Genomic DNA, 17,301 nt, shown 5'->3' with positions numbered 1-17,301 from the left:
GCGCACCTCCGGCCACGCAGCGCGCTCTGCGCGCGGCGAAACAGTGCTGCGAATGTCAGGCGCGGCCGGGGATGACGAGAACCTTGACTTCTCCGGCGGCCGGCGGATGCGCAATGACGTCGGCCGCTTCGCCGAGCGTTACCCGCCGCGAAATCAGCTTGTCGATCTCGATCGCGCCCGTGGCGACAAGGTCTGCCGCACGGCGGTGGACGAAGGGGTTGATGAAGGATCCGAGCACCCGCAGTTCGCGAAAGAGAATGTCGAACGGTTCGATTTCCACGGTCTCGCCCTTCGGCATGACGCCGAGAATCACGACGGTTCCACCGGCCCTGGCAAGCCGTGTCGACTGCCAGACGGTTTCGGCAACGCCGGCGCATTCGATGACGACATCGACCCCGCCGGGAACGAGCCCGGTGTCGCCGGCGATCTGCTCGACGATATTGGCAGAGGAAGGATCGACCGTCGCCGTCGCGCCGACCTCTTCGGCAAGGCGGCGCTTGGCCGCCTGCCTTGTCGACAGGATAACCGTTGTCGTGCCCGCGAGGCGGACGAGCTGCACCACCAACAGGCCGATCACGCCGCCGCCGAGAACGACGACGGAGGAGCCGGCGCGGATGCCCGCCATATCCACGCCATGCAGGCAGCAGGCGAGCGGCTCGCAGAAGGCGCCGTGCACGGGATCGAGGCTCAACGGTATTTCATGTGCCTGCTTGCGCGGCATCACCACATATTCGGCAAAACCACCGTCACGATGGATGCCGATCGCCCGGAGATTGCGGCAGAGATTGATGCGCCCGGCACTGCATTGCGGACAGGTGCCGCAGGCGATGTTGGGATCGCCGGTGATTCTGGCGCCGATTGCGATATCGGAAACACCGCTTCCGACGGCCTCGACGATGCCGCAGAATTCGTGGCCGAGCGTGACCGGCGGGCTGGAGGGGAATTCGCCGTGCAGCAGATGCCTGTCCGTACCGCAGATGCCGCAGGCCTCGACGCGTACCAGCAGATCGTCAGGGCCGGGCAGGGGCTTTGGCACTTCTGCGACCCGCAACTGACCGATGCCTTCGAGCCGCAATGCCTTCATGACCGTGCCTCCTCGCCTTTGCACGATTGCGAATAGGACCAGCAAGGCGGGTTTGCGTCAAGGCGTCGCGGTTGCTCAAAGCGGACGGCTGACGAGCCTAGCTGCCCGCTTGCCGTCAGCGCTTTCGCGATCTGCCCGTCGCAGCAGAAAGATTGGTGAGATCGCGAACTTACGGGTCGCGATTGCGTTTTACAACGACGTTAGGGCCGTCTTATAAAAGAGCAAACCGACAACGCCTTTCAGAGGCCGGGAGGACAGATCATGGAATGGAAGGGCCGCCGCCAATCCGATAATATCGAAGACCAGCGCGGCGCGAGCCCCGGCGGCGGAAATCCGTTCGGGCGTGGTGGCGGCTTTCGCATGCCGACCGGGGGCGGCGGCATGCGGCGCGCCGGCGGCGGTATGAGCTTCGGCACGATCATCTTCCTCGTCGTCCTCTACTTCATCCTCAAGGCCATGGGCATCGACATGCTGCAGGTGCTGGAAGGCGGCGGTGGCCAAGTGCAGATGCCGGGCTTCGAGCAGAGCGACGGCTCGCCAGCGCCGCAGGGCACGGCTCAGGAAGAGGAAATGAAGCAGTTCATGGCGACGGTGCTTGCCGAGACCGAAGACACCTGGAACGGCATCTTCCAGGCGAACGGCCAGCAGTATGAAGAGCCGAAGATGGTGCTCTTCCGTGGCCAGGTGCGCTCTGCTTGCGGCTTTGCTTCGGCCGCCTCCGGGCCGTTCTATTGCCCTGGCGACCGCAAGGTTTATCTCGATATGAGCTTCTTCGACGAACTCGCGCAGAAGTTCGATGCGGCCGGCGATTTCGCCCAGGCCTATGTGGTCGCACACGAGGTTGGCCACCATGTCCAGAACCTGATCGGCGTGCTGCCGAAGTTCAACCAGATGCGCCAGTCGATGAGCGAGACCGAAGCCAACCAGATGTCGGTGCGAGTCGAGCTGCAGGCGGATTGCTTCGCCGGCGTCTGGGGCAAGTACACCCAGCAGAAGGGCCTGCTTGAACAGGGCGATCTTGAAGAGGCGCTGAATGCCGCCACGCAGATCGGCGACGACACGCTGCAAAAGCGCATGCAGGGCTATGTCGTTCCCGAAAGCTTCAACCACGGCACGTCCGAACAGCGCATGCGCTGGTTCAAGCGCGGCTTCGACAGCGGCAAGATGACGGCTTGCGACACGTTCTCGGGCGCGGTCTGATTTCTTTCAACCGGAATCAACGAAAGGGCCGGCTCGACAGCCGGCCCTTTCGTTTGTGGCTTAGCGCTCGCTGTCCATATGGGCGAGCTGGGCCTGCGGATAGCGCGCCCCGGCTGCCGCATTCTTCGGTACCGCCTGTTCGATCACCGCCAGATCATCTGCGCTGAGATACACATCGCGTGACGCCAGCGCCTCCGCCAGCCGATCGCGCCGCCGTGCGCCGACGAGCGGTATGATGTCCTTGCCCTTGGCCGCCACCCAGGCGATCGCGATCTGCGCCACCGACACGCCCTTGCCGTCGGCGATCTGTCTCAAAGCATCGACGAGGGCGAGGTTCCGGTCGATATTGCCTTCCTGAAACCGTGGGCTCATGGCGCGGAAGTCGCCCTTGGCGGCCGCACCTTTCTGCCAGTGGCCACTGATCAGCCCGCGTGAAAGCACGCCGTAGGCGGTGATGCCGATACCGAGTTCGCGGCAGGTCGGCAGGATCTGGTCCTCGATCCCGCGTGAAATCAGCGAATACTCGATCTGCAGATCGACGATCGGATGCACGGCCGCCGCACGCCGGATGGTCTCGGACCCAACTTCCGAGAGGCCGATGTGCTTGACGTAACCGGCCTTCACCAGATCGGCGATTGCGCCAATGGTGTCCTCGATCGGCACATCCGGGTCGAGGCGGGCAGGGCGGTAGACATCGATATGGTCAACGCCGAGCCGCTGCAGCGTGTAGGCGAGAAAGTTGCGAACGGCCTTGGGCCGGCAATCGTAGCCGGACCAGTTGCCGGCGGCATCGCGCAACGCCCCGAACTTTACGCTCAGCAGCGCCTTGTCTCGCTTGCCACCTTTCAGCGCCTCGCCGATCAGCATCTCGTTGTGACCCATGCCGTAGAAATCGCCGGTGTCGAGCAGCGTGATGCCGGCCTCCAGCGCGGCATGGATCGTGGCAATGCTTTCGGCCCGGTCCGAGGGGCCGTACATGCCGGACATGCCCATGCAGCCGAGGCCGAGCGCCGAAACCGAGGGACCGGTCTTTCCGAGTGAAACGTAATCCATCTTCGTTCTCCTTCGACAAGGCCGAAAAACAGCCGGCCGCTTGCCCTGTGTCCTGTTTACTTCGTTCGGCGCCGTGCGATAATCCGATCTCAATCGAACGACTTGTATGAAATTCCGCACAATGAACGATTTGCCGCTTGCCGATCTCGATGCCTTCACTGCTGTCGCAGCAGCCCGCAGCTTCCGCGCGGCTGCGAAGAAGCGCGGAGTCTCCGCCTCGGCGCTGAGCGAGGCGCTCCGCCGCCTCGAAGCGAAGCTGCAGGTGCGCTTGCTCAACCGCACGACCCGCAGCGTGACCCTGACGGAGGCGGGTACGCGGTTGCTCGACCGGTTGACGTCGGCGCTCGGCGAGATCGCCGGCGCGCTCGATCAGGTTAACGAGATGCGCGACAGTCCGGCGGGAACGCTGAAACTGAACGTTCCGACCATCGTCGCCCGCGAAATACTACCACCGATCATCGGCCGGTTCCTGCGCGAGCACCCGGCAATTTCGCTGGAGGTGACGGCGGAGGACGGCTTCGTCGATGTCCTCGCCGCGGGCTTCGACGCCGGCGTCCGCTACGAGGAACGCGTCGAGCGTGACATGATCGCCATCCCGATCGGGCCGAGCCGCCAGCGTTACGTTACGGCCGCGGCACCGGACTATCTCGCCAGGCGCGGTGTGCCCGGCCATCCGCGCGAATTGCTTGAACACGCCTGCATTCGCCACCGTTTCGCCAGCGGCTTCTCGCTTCCCTGGGAGTTCGGCGAGGGCGAGGCGGCGCTGACGATCGCGCCGCCGGCCGTCGTCACCGCCAATACGATCGATCTCGAACTCGGGGCGGCCATCGACGGTCTTGGCGTGATCCGGACCTTCGAGGAGTTCATCGCGCCTGCGGTTGCCGCAGGGCGCCTGGTGCCGATCCTTCAGGCGTGGACGACGAGCTTTTCCGGCCCGCTACTCTATTATGCAAGCCGCAAGCACATGCCGGCGCCGTTGCGCGCCTTTGTCGACTTTCTGAAGCGCGAACAGCGACGGGACCATCGCTGAGGCACAGGCTGTACGCTGCCTGATGTATCAACCATTGCGATAGTCCCATCAGATAATTTGAGACGTTCACGGATTGTTTCGTGCGAAATGATCCGTTACACCTAAATTGGTAGCGTTGTTCACGTTCTGTCTCTTTTCCCGGGGCAGGCCGCCGGGGAGGGATCGCATGCGCGACGAGAAATTTGTGCGACGCGGCCTGTTCCTCGTCTTCCTCATTCTGTTTCTCGATATCATCGGTATCGCGATCATCGTGCCGGTGCTGCCGGCTTATCTCGAGGAATTGACCGGCGCCAATGTCAGCGAGGCAGCGATCGATGGCGGATGGCTGCTGCTCGTCTATGCGGCGATGCAGTTTCTCTTCGCGCCGCTGATCGGCAATCTCAGCGACCGCTTCGGCCGCCGCCCGGTGCTGCTCGCATCGGTCTTCACCTTCGCGCTCGACAATCTCATCTGCGCGCTCGCCACCAGCTACTGGATGCTGTTCATCGGCCGCGTGCTCGCCGGCATCAGCGGCGCGAGCTTCGGCACGGCGTCGGCCTACATTGCCGATATCAGCCATGACGGAAATCGCGCCAAGAATTTCGGGCTGATCGGCATTGCCTTCGGCACCGGCTTCGCGCTCGGGCCGGTGCTTGGCGGTCTGCTCGGCGAACTCGGTCCGCGGGTCCCGTTTTACGGGGCGGCGGCGCTCTCCTTCGTCAACTTCATCCTTGGCATATTCCTGCTGCCGGAGACGCTCGACAGCGCCAACCGCCGCCGGTTCGAGTGGAAGCGTGCCAACCCGCTCGGCGCTCTCAAGCAGATGCGCAATTATCCCGGCATCGGCTGGGTAGGGCTGGTCTTCTTCCTCTTCTGGCTCGCCCACTCCGTTTATCCGGCCGTCTGGTCCTTCGTGTCCAGCTACCGCTACGGCTGGAGCGAAGGGCAGATCGGGTTTTCGCTCGGGATCTTCGGCATCGGTGGCGCCTTCGTCATGGCCGTCATCCTGCCGCGCGTCGTGCCGCGGCTTGGCGAGTGGCGCACGGCCATGCTCGGCCTGACCTTCACCACGCTCGGAGCCATCGGCTATGCCGGCGCCTGGCAGGGGTGGATGATCTATGCGGTGATCATCGCCACCGCACTCGAAAGCCTCGCCGATCCACCGCTGCGCAGCATCGCCGCGGCCCACGTGCCGCCGTCGGCGCAAGGGGAGCTTCAGGGCGCGCTGACCAGCATCGGCAGCATCACCACGATCATCGGTCCGCTGATCTTCACCCAGGCCTTCGGCTATTTCACCAGCCCTGCCGCGCCCGTCGCCTTTGCCGGCGCGCCCTATGCACTCGCCAGTTGCTTCCTCGTCGGCGCGCTTGTCGTGTTCTTCCTGAAGATACCGAGAAGCAGGGCGGTCGGACCGCAAGGCGCGGAGAATGTCGGGCCGGCCGACGCCGTAGCGCCGGACGAGCCAGAGGCGATGGAGCGGCCACGATTGCACGGAAATTGATCAATTTTCGTGATCTATCGATGAAACTTTGAGCAACCTCGCCCTTGCGGCTGGCTCTTTGCCCGACGGTATTCTATTCCGGGTTCCTCCCCCCGATCTTCGGTTGCGGCCCGGGGCCGTATTGACTGCCAGGAATCTGCCATGCTGACCGCGAATGCGAGCCCGATATCGTTGACGACCGACAATTCCTGGCGGACGCACTATCGCGCGAGCTTCTATCTGGGCCTGCCGTTCATCGGTGCGCAGCTGGCGCAGCTCGCCATCAACACGACGGACGTCCTGATGGTCGGCAAGCTGGGCGCCACCGAGCTCGCGGCCATCATCCTGGCGACCCAGATGTATTTCACCGTCTATGTTTTCGGCAACGGATTTGCCAATGCGGTAGTGCCGATGGCGGCACAGGCGGTCGGTCGCGGCGACAAGGTTTCGGTGCGCCGCTCGGTGCGCATGGGCATGTGGGTGGTGATGCTTTACGGCCTTTTGACCGCGCCGATTCTCTGGATGGCCGAGCCGATCCTGCTGTTTGCCGGCCAACAGCCCAAGGTCGCAGCCCTTGCGGGAGAATATGTCCGCATCGCGCAATGGGCAATCTTCCCCGGCCTCATCTTCATGGTTCTGAGGGCGTTCCTGAGTGGTCTGGAGAGGGCAGGGATCATTCTCTACGTCACGCTGGCGACGCTCGTGCTCAATGCCGCGCTCTGCTACGTGCTGATCTTCGGCCACTTCGGCTTCCCGCAACTCGGCATCTTCGGTGCGGCGGTTGCGGCGCTTGGCGTCGCCGTGCTCGGCGCGGCGCTGACGATCGGCTATATCAAGAGCAAGCCGGAGCTCAACCAGTACGAACTTTTCGTCCGCTTCTGGCGGCCCGACTGGGTTGCTTTCCGTGAAGTCGTTTTTCTCGGAATTCCGATTTCGCTGACGATCCTTGCCGAGGTCAGCCTCTTCACCGTCGCCTCGCTGCTGATGGGCACGATCGGTACGGTCGAACTTGCGGCCCACGGCATCGCCCTGCAATTCGCCTCGATCGCCTTCATGATCCCGTTGGGGTTGGCGCAGGCAGCTACGGTGCGCGTGGGTCTTTCCTATGGCCGCGGTGACCTCCTGGGCGTCAGGCGCGCGGCGATCGCTTCGCTGGTGCTCGGCGCTGGCTTTGCCATGGTCGGCAGCGCCATCTTCGCATTCTTTCCGAGCCAGCTGGCCGCCCTTTATCTCGACACCGCCCGCCCTGATGCTGCAGCCGTGCTTGCCTTTGCAGCGCCGCTCATCGTGATCGCCGGCGCATTCCAGCTCGTCGACGGCATGCAGGCGATTGCCGCCGGCATGTTGCGCGGCCTCAAGGATACCAAGGTGCCGATGCTGCTGGCCTTGATTTCCTATTGGCCGATCGGCTTCGTCTGCGCCTGGGCCTTTGCTTTCCTGTTCAATTTCGGTGGGATCGGCGTCTGGTTCGGCTTCGTGCTCGGCCTTGCCGCCGCCGCGGTGCTGCTGAACTGGCGCTTTTTCCGGATGCTGGGCACGTTGGAGGCCAAGGCCGCCGCCAAGCAGGCGGCAGAGTAACGAAGCGAGCGGGGGCTGCCGAACGCAAAGAAAAAGCCGGACGGGCAGGGGATGCCGTCCGGCTTACAATGGCGGTCGCCTCAGGGGAAGGGAACGACGGCCGCTTACTACCACGCTTCGTTTACGAAGCTTTGGAACTGCTAGACGTTGAAGCCGTCGAGCCGTTCCGAACCCTGGCGATCGCGCTGGAGGTCGCGTATCGTCCGGGCAAAGTCGATCAAGAATACGAGACTTGTGACCGCTGCCGCGATCATGAACAGGGTGGCCATAGTGCCCTCCATCAACGGAAGATCTTCTGGGTCGCGTAGCGCTCGCGCCGGTCACGGGACTCGTTGCGCAGTCCATGTATCGTCGCAAAGATCATCGCGAAAAACATCGCCATCGAAAACAGAGCAAGTCCCATAGCCGTAATCCTTTCGCATCCTAAACGGCGGTACGTTCAAAAAAGTTCCGTTGTTACTGGCGCTACACTTAACGTCTTTGGTGTGAAGCACCGTTGAACATGGCATTCATCTAGCATTCATTCATTCTGGCCCGCTGTTTCCCAGGGAACAGGGCCAAGCGCCGTACAACTCTTGCGATCCGTCGCCGTCCGTGACAAAAGGCTTCACCAAACGGAAACAGGTGCGATGACCACGGCATTTTATCCCGGCTCCTTCGATCCGATGACGAACGGGCATCTCGACGTGCTCGTGCAGGCGCTGAACGTGGCGGCGAAAGTCATCGTTGCAATCGGCATCCATCCGGGCAAGGCACCGCTGTTTTCCTTCGACGAACGCGCCGAACTCATCCGCCGCTCGCTCAAGGAATTTCTGCCGGACAGGGCAGGCGACATCGATGTCGTCTCCTTCGACAATCTGGTCGTCGATGCGGCCCGCGAGCGCGGCGCGAAACTTTTGGTGCGCGGCCTTCGTGACGGCACCGACCTCGACTACGAGATGCAGATGGCCGGGATGAACCGGCAGATGGCGCCGGATATCCAGACCTTGTTCTTGCCCGCAGGCACGGCATCACGGCCCATTACGGCCACATTGGTCCGCCAGATCGCGGCCATGGGCGGCGACGTCAGTGCCTTCGTGCCCAAGTCCGTTTACGAAGCACTGCAGGCCAAACGCCGCCCCTGACGGGCGGCCCCAGTTCACCACGCAGGGAGAAATCATGAAAATCCTCCACCTCGCTTTCGCCGGCGCCATCGCGCTTGCTTCCTTTACGGGAACGGCGTTTGCACAATCGGCAGACAACTTCCTGACGATCACGCTCAAGGACGGCCCGGTCGTCGTCGAGCTGCGCCCCGACATCGCACCGAAGCATGTCGAGCAGATCAAGGCGCTGGCCGCCGCCGGTGAATACGACAACGTCGCGTTCCACCGCGTGATCAAGGGCTTCATGGCCCAGACCGGCGACGTGCAGTATGGCGACATGGAAAACGGCTACCAGCCGCAGGCAGCCGGTACCGGCGGTTCGTCGCGTCCGGATATTCCGGCCGAATTCTCGGACGTTCCGTTCGAGCGTGGCACGGTCGGCATGGCCCGCTCGCAGGACCCGAACAGCGCCAATTCGCAGTTCTTCATCATGTTCGCCCCGGGCGACTTCCTAAACGGCCAGTACACGGTCGTCGGCAAGGTTGTCTCCGGTATGGAGAACGTCGACAAGATCAAGCTCGGCGACGACGCCAACAACGGCTCCGTCACCGATCCCGACCGCATGATCAGCGTCAAGGTCGGCAAGTAAAATCAACAGAAGGAGAAAACCCATGGCCGAGATCAAGGATCCGGAAAACACGATCATCCTGGAGACCACCAAGGGCCAGGTCATCATCGAGCTTCTGCCTGATGTCGCTCCGGGGCACGTCGCCCGCATCAAGGAACTGGCCCGCGAAGGCGCCTATGACGGCGTGGTGTTCCACCGCGTGATCGAGGACTTCATGGCTCAGACCGGCGACGTCCAGTACGGCAAGACCGGCGGCGAACACTTCAACCCGGCACGTGCCGGCATGGGCGGCTCTTCGAAGCCGGACCTGAAGGCCGAATTCTCGAACGTCAGCCACATTCGCGGCACCTGCTCAATGGCCCGCAGCCAGATGCCGAACTCGGCCAACTCGCAGTTCTTCATCTGCTTCACTGATGCGCCGTGGCTCAACAAGCAGTACTCCGTTTGGGGTCAGGTTATCGAAGGCATGGAGACGATCGACAAGATCAAGCGCGGCGAGCCGGTGCGTGATCCAGACTCGATCGTGACGATGCGGGTTGCCGCAGACGCCTGATTTGCGCTAATGCACGAACCCGCCCCGGTCGCCAACTGCGCCGGGGCGGGTTTTTCTTTGTCTGAAGATAACGATGCGCGTAGACCTGTTCGACTTCGATCTCCCGGAAACCTCGATTGCGCTTCGGCCAGCAAGCCCGCGCGACAGCGCCCGCATGCTCGTGGTGCGTCCCGATAGCGCCGACGTTCTGGCGGACAAGGGCGTGCTCGACCTGCCGTCGTTCCTGAGGGAAGGCGACGCGCTCGTCTTCAACGACACCAAGGTTATCCCGGCGCAGCTCGAAGGCATCCGCCGGCGCGGCGAAGAGATCGCGACGCAGGTCTCGCTGACGCTGCACATGCGGGTCGCACCCGATCGCTGGAAGGCTTTCGCTCGACCGGCACGGCGGCTCAAGGTCGGCGACCGCATTGCCTTCGGGCACGGTGGCTCGAGCTGCTTTCTCGGAACGCTCGACGCGACCGTCGAGGAGAAGGGCGATGCCGGCGAAGTGACGCTGCGCTTCGATCTCTCCGGTCCCTCGCTCGACGAAGCGATCATGGCGGTCGGCCACATTCCCTTGCCGCCCTACATCGCCTCCAAGCGCGCCGAGGATGCCCAGGACCGCGCCGACTACCAGACCATGTATGCCCGCGAGGAGGGAGCCGTTGCGGCGCCGACCGCCGGTCTGCATTTCACCGACCGCCTGTTCGCCAAGCTCGACGAGGCCGGCATCGAACGGCATTTCGTTACGCTGCATGTGGGCGCGGGCACGTTCCTGCCGGTCAAGGCGGACGATACCGACGACCATGTGATGCACCAGGAGATCGGCCACGTCGACGCCCGCACGGCCGAAAAGCTCAATGCCGTCAAGGCGAGGGGCGGGCGCATCGTCTGCGTCGGCACGACCTCGCTGCGGTTGATCGAAAGCGCCACCTCGGAAGACGGCACTGTCAAGTCCTGGTCCGGTCCGACGGGGATCTTCATCACGCCCGGCTACCGCTTCCGCGCGGTCGACATGTTGATGACCAATTTCCACCTGCCGAAATCGACGCTGTTCATGCTGGTTTCGGCCTTCAGTGGCCTGGACACCATGCGCGCGGCCTACACGCATGCGATCGAAACCGGCTACCGATTCTATTCCTATGGCGACGCCAGCCTGCTTTTCCGGAAAGACTAGATGACCGAGACCTTCCAGTTCAAGCTTCTCAAGACCGATGGCAAGGCCCGTCGCGGCGAAGTGTCCATGCCGCGCGGCACGATCCGCACGCCGGCCTTCATGCCCGTCGGTACCGTCGGCACGGTCAAGGCGATGTATCTCGACCAGGTCAAGGATCTCGGCGCCGACATCATTCTCGGCAACACTTACCATCTGATGCTGCGTCCGGGCGCGGAACGCGTCGCCCGGCTTGGCGGCCTGCATGGCCTGATCCGCTGGCAGGGCCCGATCCTGACCGATAGCGGCGGCTTCCAGGTCATGTCGCTTGCCGGCCTTCGCAAGCTCGACGAGCAGGGCGTCACCTTCAAGAGTCACGTCGATGGCGCGCTCTTCCACATGTCGCCGGAGCGCTCGATCGAGATCCAGGGCTTGCTCGACAGCGATATCCAGATGCAGCTCGACGAATGCGTGGCGCTGCCGGCAGAGCCAAAGGAAATCGAGCGCGCGATGGAAATGTCGTTGCGCTGGGCCGAGCGCTGCAAGGTTGCCTTCGGCGACCAGCCGGGCAAGGCGATGTTCGGCATCGTCCAGGGCGGCGATATCCCGAAGCTGCGCGAGCGTTCGGCCGAAGCCCTGAAGGGCCTCGACCTCAAGGGCTATGCGGTTGGCGGGCTCGCCGTCGGCGAGCCGCAGGAGGTGATGCTGCGCATGCTCGACATTACCTGCCCGATCATGCCGGTGGACAAGCCCCGCTATTTGATGGGCGTCGGTACGCCTGACGACATCCTGCGCTCGGTCGGTGAGGGCATCGACATGTTCGACTGCGTGATGCCGACCCGCTCGGGACGCCACGGCCTTGCCTTCACGCGCCACGGCCGCATCAACCTGCGCAATGCCCGCCACGCGGAGGACATGCGGCCGCTCGACGAGCAGTCCTCGTGCCCGGCAACGCGCGACTATTCGCGTGCCTATCTGCACCATCTCATCCGCTCGAACGAATCGCTCGGCGGCATGCTGCTCAGCTGGAACAATCTGGCCTACTATCAGGAACTGATGGCCGGCATCCGCCTGGCGATCGACGAAGGCCGCTTCGCCGACTTCATGGCCGAAACCCAGGAAACCTGGCGGCGAGGGGACCTTCCCCCCGTCTGATGGCCGCCTGCGGACCGGTGCCTCAGATCGCCGGTCCCGAAGCCGACTGCAAAATCATCACGCCGTTGATCTTGTAGCTGCCATCCGGCTGCTTCACGAGTTCGTAGACGGCTGTCCAATCCTTGCCGTCGGGTGCCGAGATCAGAACTTCCTGCAGCACCTGGTCGCCAATCACCTTCGATCGGCCAAAAGCGAAGTTGCCAGGCCGATAGACGGGCTGGTAGCCGCGCTTCACCATCTCGAAGAAGCTTGCCTTGTCGGTAAATTTGCCGCGGACCGCGGGTGAGGTGAAGGAGTAGGCGGTTTCCGCATCATCCTGCAGAAAGGCTGCGATCTGTTCCCGTATGATTGTCCGCGCCGTATCGACGGGTTCGTCCGCGCGCGCCGCGGTCACGGCTGCCAGTTGCGCCATCATGCCGAGGGCAATTGCAAAGCTCCTGAACATCGCCGATCTCCATAGCTGCAATGGAAGACCTTAGGACAGTCACGGCTTTTGGAAACAGGAGCGTTGGTTGCCGCTTCGAATAACGCATCCGATTGGTTTATATAAACAGTTTTAAATCAATGTCTTATTGCTATGTATGAAAGTCTTGTATCAGGCATCATAAGTTAGTGATGTCTGCAAAATGGCTTGCATAGGGCCGGCGGCGGCGAGGCGCCCGTTGCCGATGTGCAAACGAGCGGAACGCCAACCGCCGGGGAAGTCGATCTAGCTGAAAGTCGTCGTCATCCATTCCTGCCATTTCGGCTCGCTGTCTTTCGCTCGCGCCTTGGCATCGTCTCCATAGTGATAGAGCGCGATGCTGGCGTTTGTGCCATCGCCGGTCGAATAGGTCCCGATGAGCGCGATGCCAGCGCCGGGTTCCTTCAGGCGCAGCAGCAGATAGCGTTGCTTGGCGTCCTGCTGCACCCGTTCGACGATGCCGGCAAGGCGTTCGGGCTTTGGTGGCGTGCTGCGCTCTTCGCCGACATTGGCGCCGAGAAGCCCCAGTGCTTCGGTCAGGCGGGCCCAGACCGTGGCCTCCGGTTTCCCGCTGGAAACCATGGCGAAGCTGCTGACCGCCGTCTCGCCGGCGAAATGCGCGAGATAGATTTTCAGGATCTCGAAGAACGCCGGCCATCCGCCCTCGAAGCCTTCCAGCTGGTCGTCCCAGTCGTCGCTCGATGTGAACAGCGAATGCACCATGCGCAGCACGCAGCGATCGCCGGAACGCGCCGTGACGGTGAGCTCGGTTGCGACCGGCGGCGCGCCCTCGCTCCACTCGCGTTCTACATAGGCAAAGCGGGCAGGCGGCTCCCAATGCATCACCTCGCCGGTCGAGCTGCCGTTCGGACCGAAGTCGAAGGCGATCCTGCCTCCGACCCGCTCATCGATTTCCGTCTTGGTGAACCAGGCATTGTTGCCGCTGCCGGTGGCGATCGCCTGCCAGACCTTTTCGGGTGAGCCGGGCACGATCAGTTCCATTTCAACCCAGCGCTTTCCGCTGCCATCCTTCTTGATCGGCATGGGATATCCTTTCAGGAGTTGGTGTCGTTGGGGCCGCCGTTGGCTGCGCCGTCGTCGCTTGGCGCAGGGTAGGAGGCGATGATGAGCCGGTGCGGCCGGGCTCCCGGCGCGCTTTCGTCGTGGTAGCGCGCAGCAAGCGTGCTCACCGCCTGGGCGAGATCGGCGGTAAAGGCGGCGCGCTCCGCGGGCGAGCGAAAATTGATGACGGTGTCGATCGACAGCGTCGCCAGCCGTTTGTCCTGCGCCCGGGCACTGCGCAATAACCCGCCGACCTCGCGGACCATGCGGGCCGCCAGTGCGACCAGATAACTCGCAGACAGGCGATCGTTGCTGCGCCCGGGATCGGCGGCAATCGGCCCCAGCGCCGCCGGCGAAACCACATAGGATGTGGCGGTTGCAACCATCAGGCGCTCGGTCAGCCCGCCCCAGCGGCGTTCCTCAGCCGGTTCTATCAGCTTGTGCTCTTCGAGCGCACGCAGGTGGTAGTTGACCTTCTGGCGCGTCAGGCCCACCCGCACAGCCAGCGCGGCCGCCGATGCCGGCGCGGCAAGTTCCGCCAGCAAACGGGCCTTGATCGGCTCCAGGGCAAGCGCGGCAGCGGCCGGCGCATCTATGACGTCGAGATCGAGCATGCTGCCATGATCGCCTTGACAATTTTTTTTGTCAAGGCGATCATGGCAGCTAATGCGGGTAGGGGGTGCGCTGAGTGCCCGCGTAGCATGCACGATTTCAGCTATGCAGAGCCTTCCAGCCATTCAGGCTCACTTCAATGGAGCCAGTCATGCGGACGACACTTCGCCAGGCAACCAAAGCCGATCACGATCGCCTCGAAGAGTTGCAACGCCTTGCTTCGCTCGCAACCGGCGATCACCACAAGGAACTCCTCGACAATCCTGATGTCTTCGGGGTCGCCGAGGAACACCTCCCGAATTCGCTGGTTGCCGAAGCGAACGGTGAGGTCATCGGCTTCTGTACTGTGCTGCCCATATCCAGCGAATCTGCAGAGCTGGACGCTATCTTTGTCGATCCGAGTGCATGGCGACGCGGCATCGGCAAGATGCTGTTGGCAGAAGCGGAGCAGCGTGCGTCCAGTGCGGGCGCGCTCAAGATGTGGGTGACATCCGGCGTCTATGCGACTTCCTTCTATCGGTCCTTGGGGTTCCAATCCGCCGGGATGGAGATAACCGCCTTTGGTCCGGCGGAACGCTTGGTCAAGGAACTGAAACGAGCTGAGCCGGGGTAGGTTGCCCGGTTGAGGGTCTCCACGCGATGCACCGCCACTATTGCCGACCGCTTGGCAGTTCGTCGTTTTTCCCTGAATGTCGGCACCCAAGGTGGTGGGAGGCAATGTGTCCATGGGAGCGTACCGATGAATGCCGGAACGATCGAGGTTTACCGTCCACGTGATGTTTCCATCCTGGGCGATTGGGACATCGGCGGTCTCAAGCTCAAAGCCTATGGCCTTGCAGCCGTTGGCAGGCACATCGATGATGCGATGGTGGTGCTCGCTCAGTCATTCGTCCGACAGGACGTGATTTCGCGCGTGGCGGCTGAGGGCGACAGCAACCGCCTCGGCTTTGTCATCATCCATGCCGGCAGCCTCGGTATCTCCATCTCTGCGCACTGGTGGATACAGGGCTCGGTCCTGTGTCAGCACAATTATCGCAAGCTCTATTCGGCTTCTGAGCCGACGGATGCGGCACGGAGACCGGTCATTGCATGTGTTTGGGAATTAGCGCTGATCAACGCCGAGCAGGAAGCCTGGCGAGAGACGATGATGAAAGACAAAACGCAAGTGACGAGGGCGCGCTTTGGGCAAGCGCTGGGAGCATGTCGCACTTGGAAATAGAATCCACCCACGCTACATACAAAGATCACATAAGATAGATTATGGAACTAACGTATATGCCGGAAAGCATGGATTGCGGCTGAACGTTGCCTTGGCGAGCTTGACCCGGCCTTTCCAGCCTGCTTAGCGTTCCCGAACCGAACACCTCATTTTTCAAGGCCAGATGTGATGAGCGAATTGCGCGTTCTTTCAGATGCTTTCATTCCGGAACTGCCAAACCGCTACAAAGGCAAAGTTCGCGAAAACTACGACCTTCCCGATGGCAACCGCATCATTATCGCGACGGACCGCCTCAGCGCCTTCGACGTCATCCTGACGTCGATCCCGAACAAAGGTCATGTGCTGACCCAGACGGCGCGCTACTGGTTCGAGGAAACGGCCGACATCTGCCCGAACCATGTGGTCAGCTATCCGGACCCCAATGTCGTTATCGGCAAGCGGCTCGACATTCTGCCGGTCGAGGTCGTCGTGCGCGGCTATCTCGCCGGAACCACCAGCACCTCGATCCTGACCAAGTACCGCAACGGCGAGCGCGAGATGTACGGCATCACCTTGCCGGACGGCATGCGCGACAACGAGAAACTGCCCCAGGCGATCATCACGCCCACCAGCAAGGCGTTCGACGGCGGCCACGACGAGCCGCTTTCGGCTGAAGCGATTCTCGAGCAAGGCCTGTTGACGAAGGAACAACTCGATACCGTCTGGCAATATGCGTTGGCTCTCTTCGCCCGCGGCCAGCAGCGCGCCGCCGAGCGCGGCCTGATCCTCGTCGACACCAAGTACGAGTTCGGAACCGACGAAAACGGCACGATCATTCTCGCCGACGAGATCCATACGCCCGACAGCAGCCGCTACTGGATCGCCGACAGCTACCAGCAGAGCTTCGAGCGCGGCGAACGCCCCAGGAGTTTCGACAAGGATTTCGTGCGCGCCTGGGTTACCGCGCGCTGCGATCCCTACAAGGATCCGATTCCGGAGATCCCGGTTGATCTCGTCGTGCAGACCTCGGCGGTCTACATCGAAGCCTTCGAGAAGATCACCGGCCAGCGCTTCGTTCCGGATCTTTCGGGCGCGACGGTGCTGGAGCGAATTCGCGCCAACTTGACGCCGTATTTCTCGAAATAAATCAGTATATTATATATTTATTTTAATCTGATTTAGGCGTTGAGCGTAGGATCATCGACATCGAATTCGAGCCGCATCAGGTCGTATGCCGGCTCGATATGGTCAGGCGTTTCGCCTTGTAAAGTGTCGTAGTCGAGCGGCACGTGCATATGCGTCAGCACCGCCCGTTTCGGGTTCAGGCGCTCGATCCAACCGAGCGATTGCACAAGCGACAGGTGGCTCGGGTGGAACTTGTACTGCAGCGTGTCGATCACCAGCAGATCAAGGCCGCCGAGCTTGGCGACGGTTTCTGCGGGAAAATCGCTGACGTCGCTGCAATAGGCAAAATCGCCGATACGGAATCCCAGGGAGTGAATATTGCCGTGAAACTGCATCAGCGGCCGGAAAGCGATCGGCCCGCCGGCGCCTGATATCACCACGGGCGGCAGGTCATCAGGAATGATATGCGGCTCGACGATCGGCGGATAGCCGCTTCCCGGAGGCGATTGCAGGCAATAGCCAAACCCTTCGCGAATGCGGCCCATCGTATAGGCGTCCGCCCAGATGGGCACCCGCCTCCGGTTTTCGATGACGTAACCGCGCAGGTCGTCGATCCCATGCAGATGGTCGGCATGGGCATGGGTATAGATCACCGCATCGATGTGGCGCACATTCGTTGCGACCATCTGCGCGCGAAAATCCGGTCCGGTGTCGATGACGACGCTCGTCTTGCCACCGTCGGGCGCGATCTGCTCGACGAGCAAGGCCGCGCGCATGCGCCGGTTTTTCGGGTTTTCAGGATTGCAGGCGCCCCAGTCACCGGTGATACGCGGCACGCCTGGTGACGAGCCGCAGCCGAGAATGGTGAAGGCGCGCCGGAACGCCAC

20 protein-coding genes are annotated in these 17,301 nt (G+C 62.4%); 12 read left to right on the top strand and 8 right to left on the bottom strand.

Annotated features, from left to right (window positions below; genetic code table 11):
- Positions 1–55 precede the first annotated feature (55 nt).
- Positions 56–1,084 (bottom strand): zinc-dependent alcohol dehydrogenase family protein, encoded by a 1,029-nt coding sequence (locus JVX98_RS12535; protein ID WP_205238784.1) that lies wholly within the window; start codon positions 1,082–1,084, stop codon positions 56–58.
- 261 nt (positions 1,085–1,345) lie between these two features.
- On the opposite strand from JVX98_RS12535, the gene JVX98_RS12530 reads away from it, so the two are divergent.
- The gene (locus JVX98_RS12530; protein ID WP_043614325.1) at positions 1,346–2,284 is read left to right on the top strand and encodes a neutral zinc metallopeptidase; all 939 of its coding nucleotides are present in this window, start codon (positions 1,346–1,348) and stop codon (positions 2,282–2,284) included.
- A 60-nt stretch (positions 2,285–2,344) separates the two neighbouring features.
- On the opposite strand, the gene JVX98_RS12525 is transcribed toward JVX98_RS12530, so the two are convergent.
- On the bottom strand, positions 2,345–3,337 hold the full coding sequence (locus JVX98_RS12525; protein ID WP_205238783.1) for an aldo/keto reductase: 993 nt from the start codon (positions 3,335–3,337) through the stop codon (positions 2,345–2,347).
- 121 nt (positions 3,338–3,458) lie between these two features.
- Here JVX98_RS12525 and JVX98_RS12520 point away from each other — a divergent pair, with 121 nt between their 5' ends.
- From JVX98_RS12520 to JVX98_RS12510, 3 genes are all read left to right on the top strand, one after another.
- Positions 3,459–4,367 carry a LysR family transcriptional regulator gene (locus JVX98_RS12520; protein WP_205238782.1) on the top strand — a complete coding sequence of 303 codons (909 nt, stop codon included), beginning with the start codon at positions 3,459–3,461 and terminating at the stop codon, positions 4,365–4,367.
- A gap of 166 nt (positions 4,368–4,533) precedes the next feature.
- A complete protein-coding gene (locus JVX98_RS12515; RefSeq protein WP_205238781.1) occupies positions 4,534–5,847 on the top strand; it encodes a TCR/Tet family MFS transporter in 1,314 nt (437 codons plus the stop codon).
- 141 nt (positions 5,848–5,988) lie between these two features.
- The gene (locus tag JVX98_RS12510) at positions 5,989–7,404 is read left to right on the top strand and encodes an MATE family efflux transporter (protein WP_205238780.1); all 1,416 of its coding nucleotides are present in this window, start codon (positions 5,989–5,991) and stop codon (positions 7,402–7,404) included.
- 140 nt (positions 7,405–7,544) lie between these two features.
- On the opposite strand, the gene JVX98_RS32565 is transcribed toward JVX98_RS12510, so the two are convergent.
- Positions 7,545–7,673, bottom strand: a complete 129-nt coding sequence (locus tag JVX98_RS32565; RefSeq protein ID WP_256364279.1) for a hypothetical protein — start codon at positions 7,671–7,673, stop codon at positions 7,545–7,547.
- An 11-nt stretch (positions 7,674–7,684) separates the two neighbouring features.
- Positions 7,685–7,807, bottom strand: a complete 123-nt coding sequence (locus tag JVX98_RS32560) for a hypothetical protein (RefSeq protein WP_255380879.1) — start codon at positions 7,805–7,807, stop codon at positions 7,685–7,687.
- Between the two features lie 226 nt (positions 7,808–8,033).
- Between JVX98_RS32560 and coaD the strand changes: the two genes are divergently transcribed.
- The 5 genes from coaD (at position 8,034) to tgt (ending at position 11,954) form a co-directional block, all read left to right on the top strand.
- Complete coding sequence (coaD, locus tag JVX98_RS12505) at positions 8,034–8,528, top strand: pantetheine-phosphate adenylyltransferase (RefSeq protein WP_205238779.1); 495 nt, start codon at positions 8,034–8,036, stop codon at positions 8,526–8,528.
- A 34-nt stretch (positions 8,529–8,562) separates the two neighbouring features.
- On the top strand, positions 8,563–9,135 hold the full coding sequence (locus JVX98_RS12500) for a peptidylprolyl isomerase (RefSeq protein ID WP_043614338.1): 573 nt from the start codon (positions 8,563–8,565) through the stop codon (positions 9,133–9,135).
- A gap of 22 nt (positions 9,136–9,157) precedes the next feature.
- A complete protein-coding gene (locus JVX98_RS12495; protein WP_192446160.1) occupies positions 9,158–9,667 on the top strand; it encodes a peptidylprolyl isomerase in 510 nt (169 codons plus the stop codon).
- A gap of 73 nt (positions 9,668–9,740) precedes the next feature.
- Positions 9,741–10,823 carry a tRNA preQ1(34) S-adenosylmethionine ribosyltransferase-isomerase QueA gene (gene queA / locus JVX98_RS12490; RefSeq protein ID WP_205238778.1) on the top strand — a complete coding sequence of 361 codons (1,083 nt, stop codon included), beginning with the start codon at positions 9,741–9,743 and terminating at the stop codon, positions 10,821–10,823.
- Positions 10,824–11,954, top strand: a complete 1,131-nt coding sequence (gene tgt, locus JVX98_RS12485) for a tRNA guanosine(34) transglycosylase Tgt (protein WP_043614346.1) — start codon at positions 10,824–10,826, stop codon at positions 11,952–11,954.
- 22 nt (positions 11,955–11,976) lie between these two features.
- On the opposite strand, the gene JVX98_RS12480 is transcribed toward tgt, so the two are convergent.
- The 3 genes from JVX98_RS12480 to JVX98_RS12470 form a co-directional block, all read right to left on the bottom strand.
- A complete protein-coding gene (locus JVX98_RS12480; RefSeq protein WP_205238777.1) occupies positions 11,977–12,399 on the bottom strand; it encodes a DUF4864 domain-containing protein in 423 nt (140 codons plus the stop codon).
- A gap of 264 nt (positions 12,400–12,663) precedes the next feature.
- Positions 12,664–13,461, bottom strand: coding sequence for an SRPBCC domain-containing protein (locus JVX98_RS12475; RefSeq protein WP_205238776.1), 798 nt, complete (start codon positions 13,459–13,461; stop codon positions 12,664–12,666).
- 11 nt (positions 13,462–13,472) lie between these two features.
- On the bottom strand, positions 13,473–14,093 hold the full coding sequence (locus tag JVX98_RS12470) for a helix-turn-helix domain-containing protein (protein WP_192446164.1): 621 nt from the start codon (positions 14,091–14,093) through the stop codon (positions 13,473–13,475).
- Positions 14,094–14,242: 149 nt separating this feature from the next.
- Here JVX98_RS12470 and JVX98_RS12465 point away from each other — a divergent pair, with 149 nt between their 5' ends.
- The 3 genes from JVX98_RS12465 to JVX98_RS12455 all read left to right on the top strand — a co-directional run bounded on the left by JVX98_RS12465 (position 14,243) and on the right by JVX98_RS12455 (position 16,435).
- Positions 14,243–14,704 (top strand): GNAT family N-acetyltransferase, encoded by a 462-nt coding sequence (locus tag JVX98_RS12465; protein ID WP_192446165.1) that lies wholly within the window; start codon positions 14,243–14,245, stop codon positions 14,702–14,704.
- A gap of 126 nt (positions 14,705–14,830) precedes the next feature.
- On the top strand, positions 14,831–15,310 hold the full coding sequence (locus JVX98_RS32310; RefSeq protein ID WP_246765009.1) for a hypothetical protein: 480 nt from the start codon (positions 14,831–14,833) through the stop codon (positions 15,308–15,310).
- 177 nt (positions 15,311–15,487) lie between these two features.
- Positions 15,488–16,435 carry a phosphoribosylaminoimidazolesuccinocarboxamide synthase gene (locus JVX98_RS12455; protein ID WP_205239438.1) on the top strand — a complete coding sequence of 316 codons (948 nt, stop codon included), beginning with the start codon at positions 15,488–15,490 and terminating at the stop codon, positions 16,433–16,435.
- 32 nt (positions 16,436–16,467) lie between these two features.
- Here the strand turns inward: JVX98_RS12455 and JVX98_RS12450 are convergent, their stop codons facing one another.
- Positions 16,468–17,301 (bottom strand): MBL fold metallo-hydrolase, encoded by an 834-nt coding sequence (locus JVX98_RS12450; RefSeq protein WP_205238775.1) that lies wholly within the window; start codon positions 17,299–17,301, stop codon positions 16,468–16,470.

This window comes from Ensifer sp. PDNC004 (genome assembly GCF_016919405.1).
In the GTDB taxonomy this organism is placed as follows: Bacteria; Pseudomonadota; Alphaproteobacteria; order Rhizobiales; family Rhizobiaceae; genus Ensifer.
This window is presented reverse-complemented; position numbering and strand designations above follow the sequence as displayed.

Excerpts from the sequence above, each read along its gene's own strand:
- JVX98_RS12535 (WP_205238784.1), bottom strand. The coding sequence starts at position 1,084 with ATGAAGGCATTGCGGCTCGAAGGCATCGGTCAGTTGCGGGTCGCAGAA.
- JVX98_RS12530 (WP_043614325.1), top strand. The coding sequence starts at position 1,346 with ATGGAATGGAAGGGCCGCCGCCAATCCGATAATATCGAAGACCAGCGC.
- JVX98_RS12525 (WP_205238783.1), bottom strand. The coding sequence starts at position 3,337 with ATGGATTACGTTTCACTCGGAAAGACCGGTCCCTCGGTTTCGGCGCTC.
- JVX98_RS12520 (WP_205238782.1), top strand. The coding sequence starts at position 3,459 with ATGAACGATTTGCCGCTTGCCGATCTCGATGCCTTCACTGCTGTCGCA.
- JVX98_RS12515 (WP_205238781.1), top strand. The coding sequence starts at position 4,534 with ATGCGCGACGAGAAATTTGTGCGACGCGGCCTGTTCCTCGTCTTCCTC.
- JVX98_RS12510 (WP_205238780.1), top strand. The coding sequence starts at position 5,989 with ATGCTGACCGCGAATGCGAGCCCGATATCGTTGACGACCGACAATTCC.
- JVX98_RS32565 (WP_256364279.1), bottom strand. The coding sequence starts at position 7,673 with ATGGCCACCCTGTTCATGATCGCGGCAGCGGTCACAAGTCTCGTATTC.
- JVX98_RS32560 (WP_255380879.1), bottom strand. The coding sequence starts at position 7,807 with ATGGGACTTGCTCTGTTTTCGATGGCGATGTTTTTCGCGATGATCTTT.
- coaD (WP_205238779.1), top strand. The coding sequence starts at position 8,034 with ATGACCACGGCATTTTATCCCGGCTCCTTCGATCCGATGACGAACGGG.
- JVX98_RS12500 (WP_043614338.1), top strand. The coding sequence starts at position 8,563 with ATGAAAATCCTCCACCTCGCTTTCGCCGGCGCCATCGCGCTTGCTTCC.
- JVX98_RS12495 (WP_192446160.1), top strand. The coding sequence starts at position 9,158 with ATGGCCGAGATCAAGGATCCGGAAAACACGATCATCCTGGAGACCACC.
- queA (WP_205238778.1), top strand. The coding sequence starts at position 9,741 with ATGCGCGTAGACCTGTTCGACTTCGATCTCCCGGAAACCTCGATTGCG.
- tgt (WP_043614346.1), top strand. The coding sequence starts at position 10,824 with ATGACCGAGACCTTCCAGTTCAAGCTTCTCAAGACCGATGGCAAGGCC.
- JVX98_RS12480 (WP_205238777.1), bottom strand. The coding sequence starts at position 12,399 with ATGTTCAGGAGCTTTGCAATTGCCCTCGGCATGATGGCGCAACTGGCA.
- JVX98_RS12475 (WP_205238776.1), bottom strand. The coding sequence starts at position 13,461 with ATGCCGATCAAGAAGGATGGCAGCGGAAAGCGCTGGGTTGAAATGGAA.
- JVX98_RS12470 (WP_192446164.1), bottom strand. The coding sequence starts at position 14,093 with ATGCTCGATCTCGACGTCATAGATGCGCCGGCCGCTGCCGCGCTTGCC.
- JVX98_RS12465 (WP_192446165.1), top strand. The coding sequence starts at position 14,243 with ATGCGGACGACACTTCGCCAGGCAACCAAAGCCGATCACGATCGCCTC.
- JVX98_RS32310 (WP_246765009.1), top strand. The coding sequence starts at position 14,831 with ATGAATGCCGGAACGATCGAGGTTTACCGTCCACGTGATGTTTCCATC.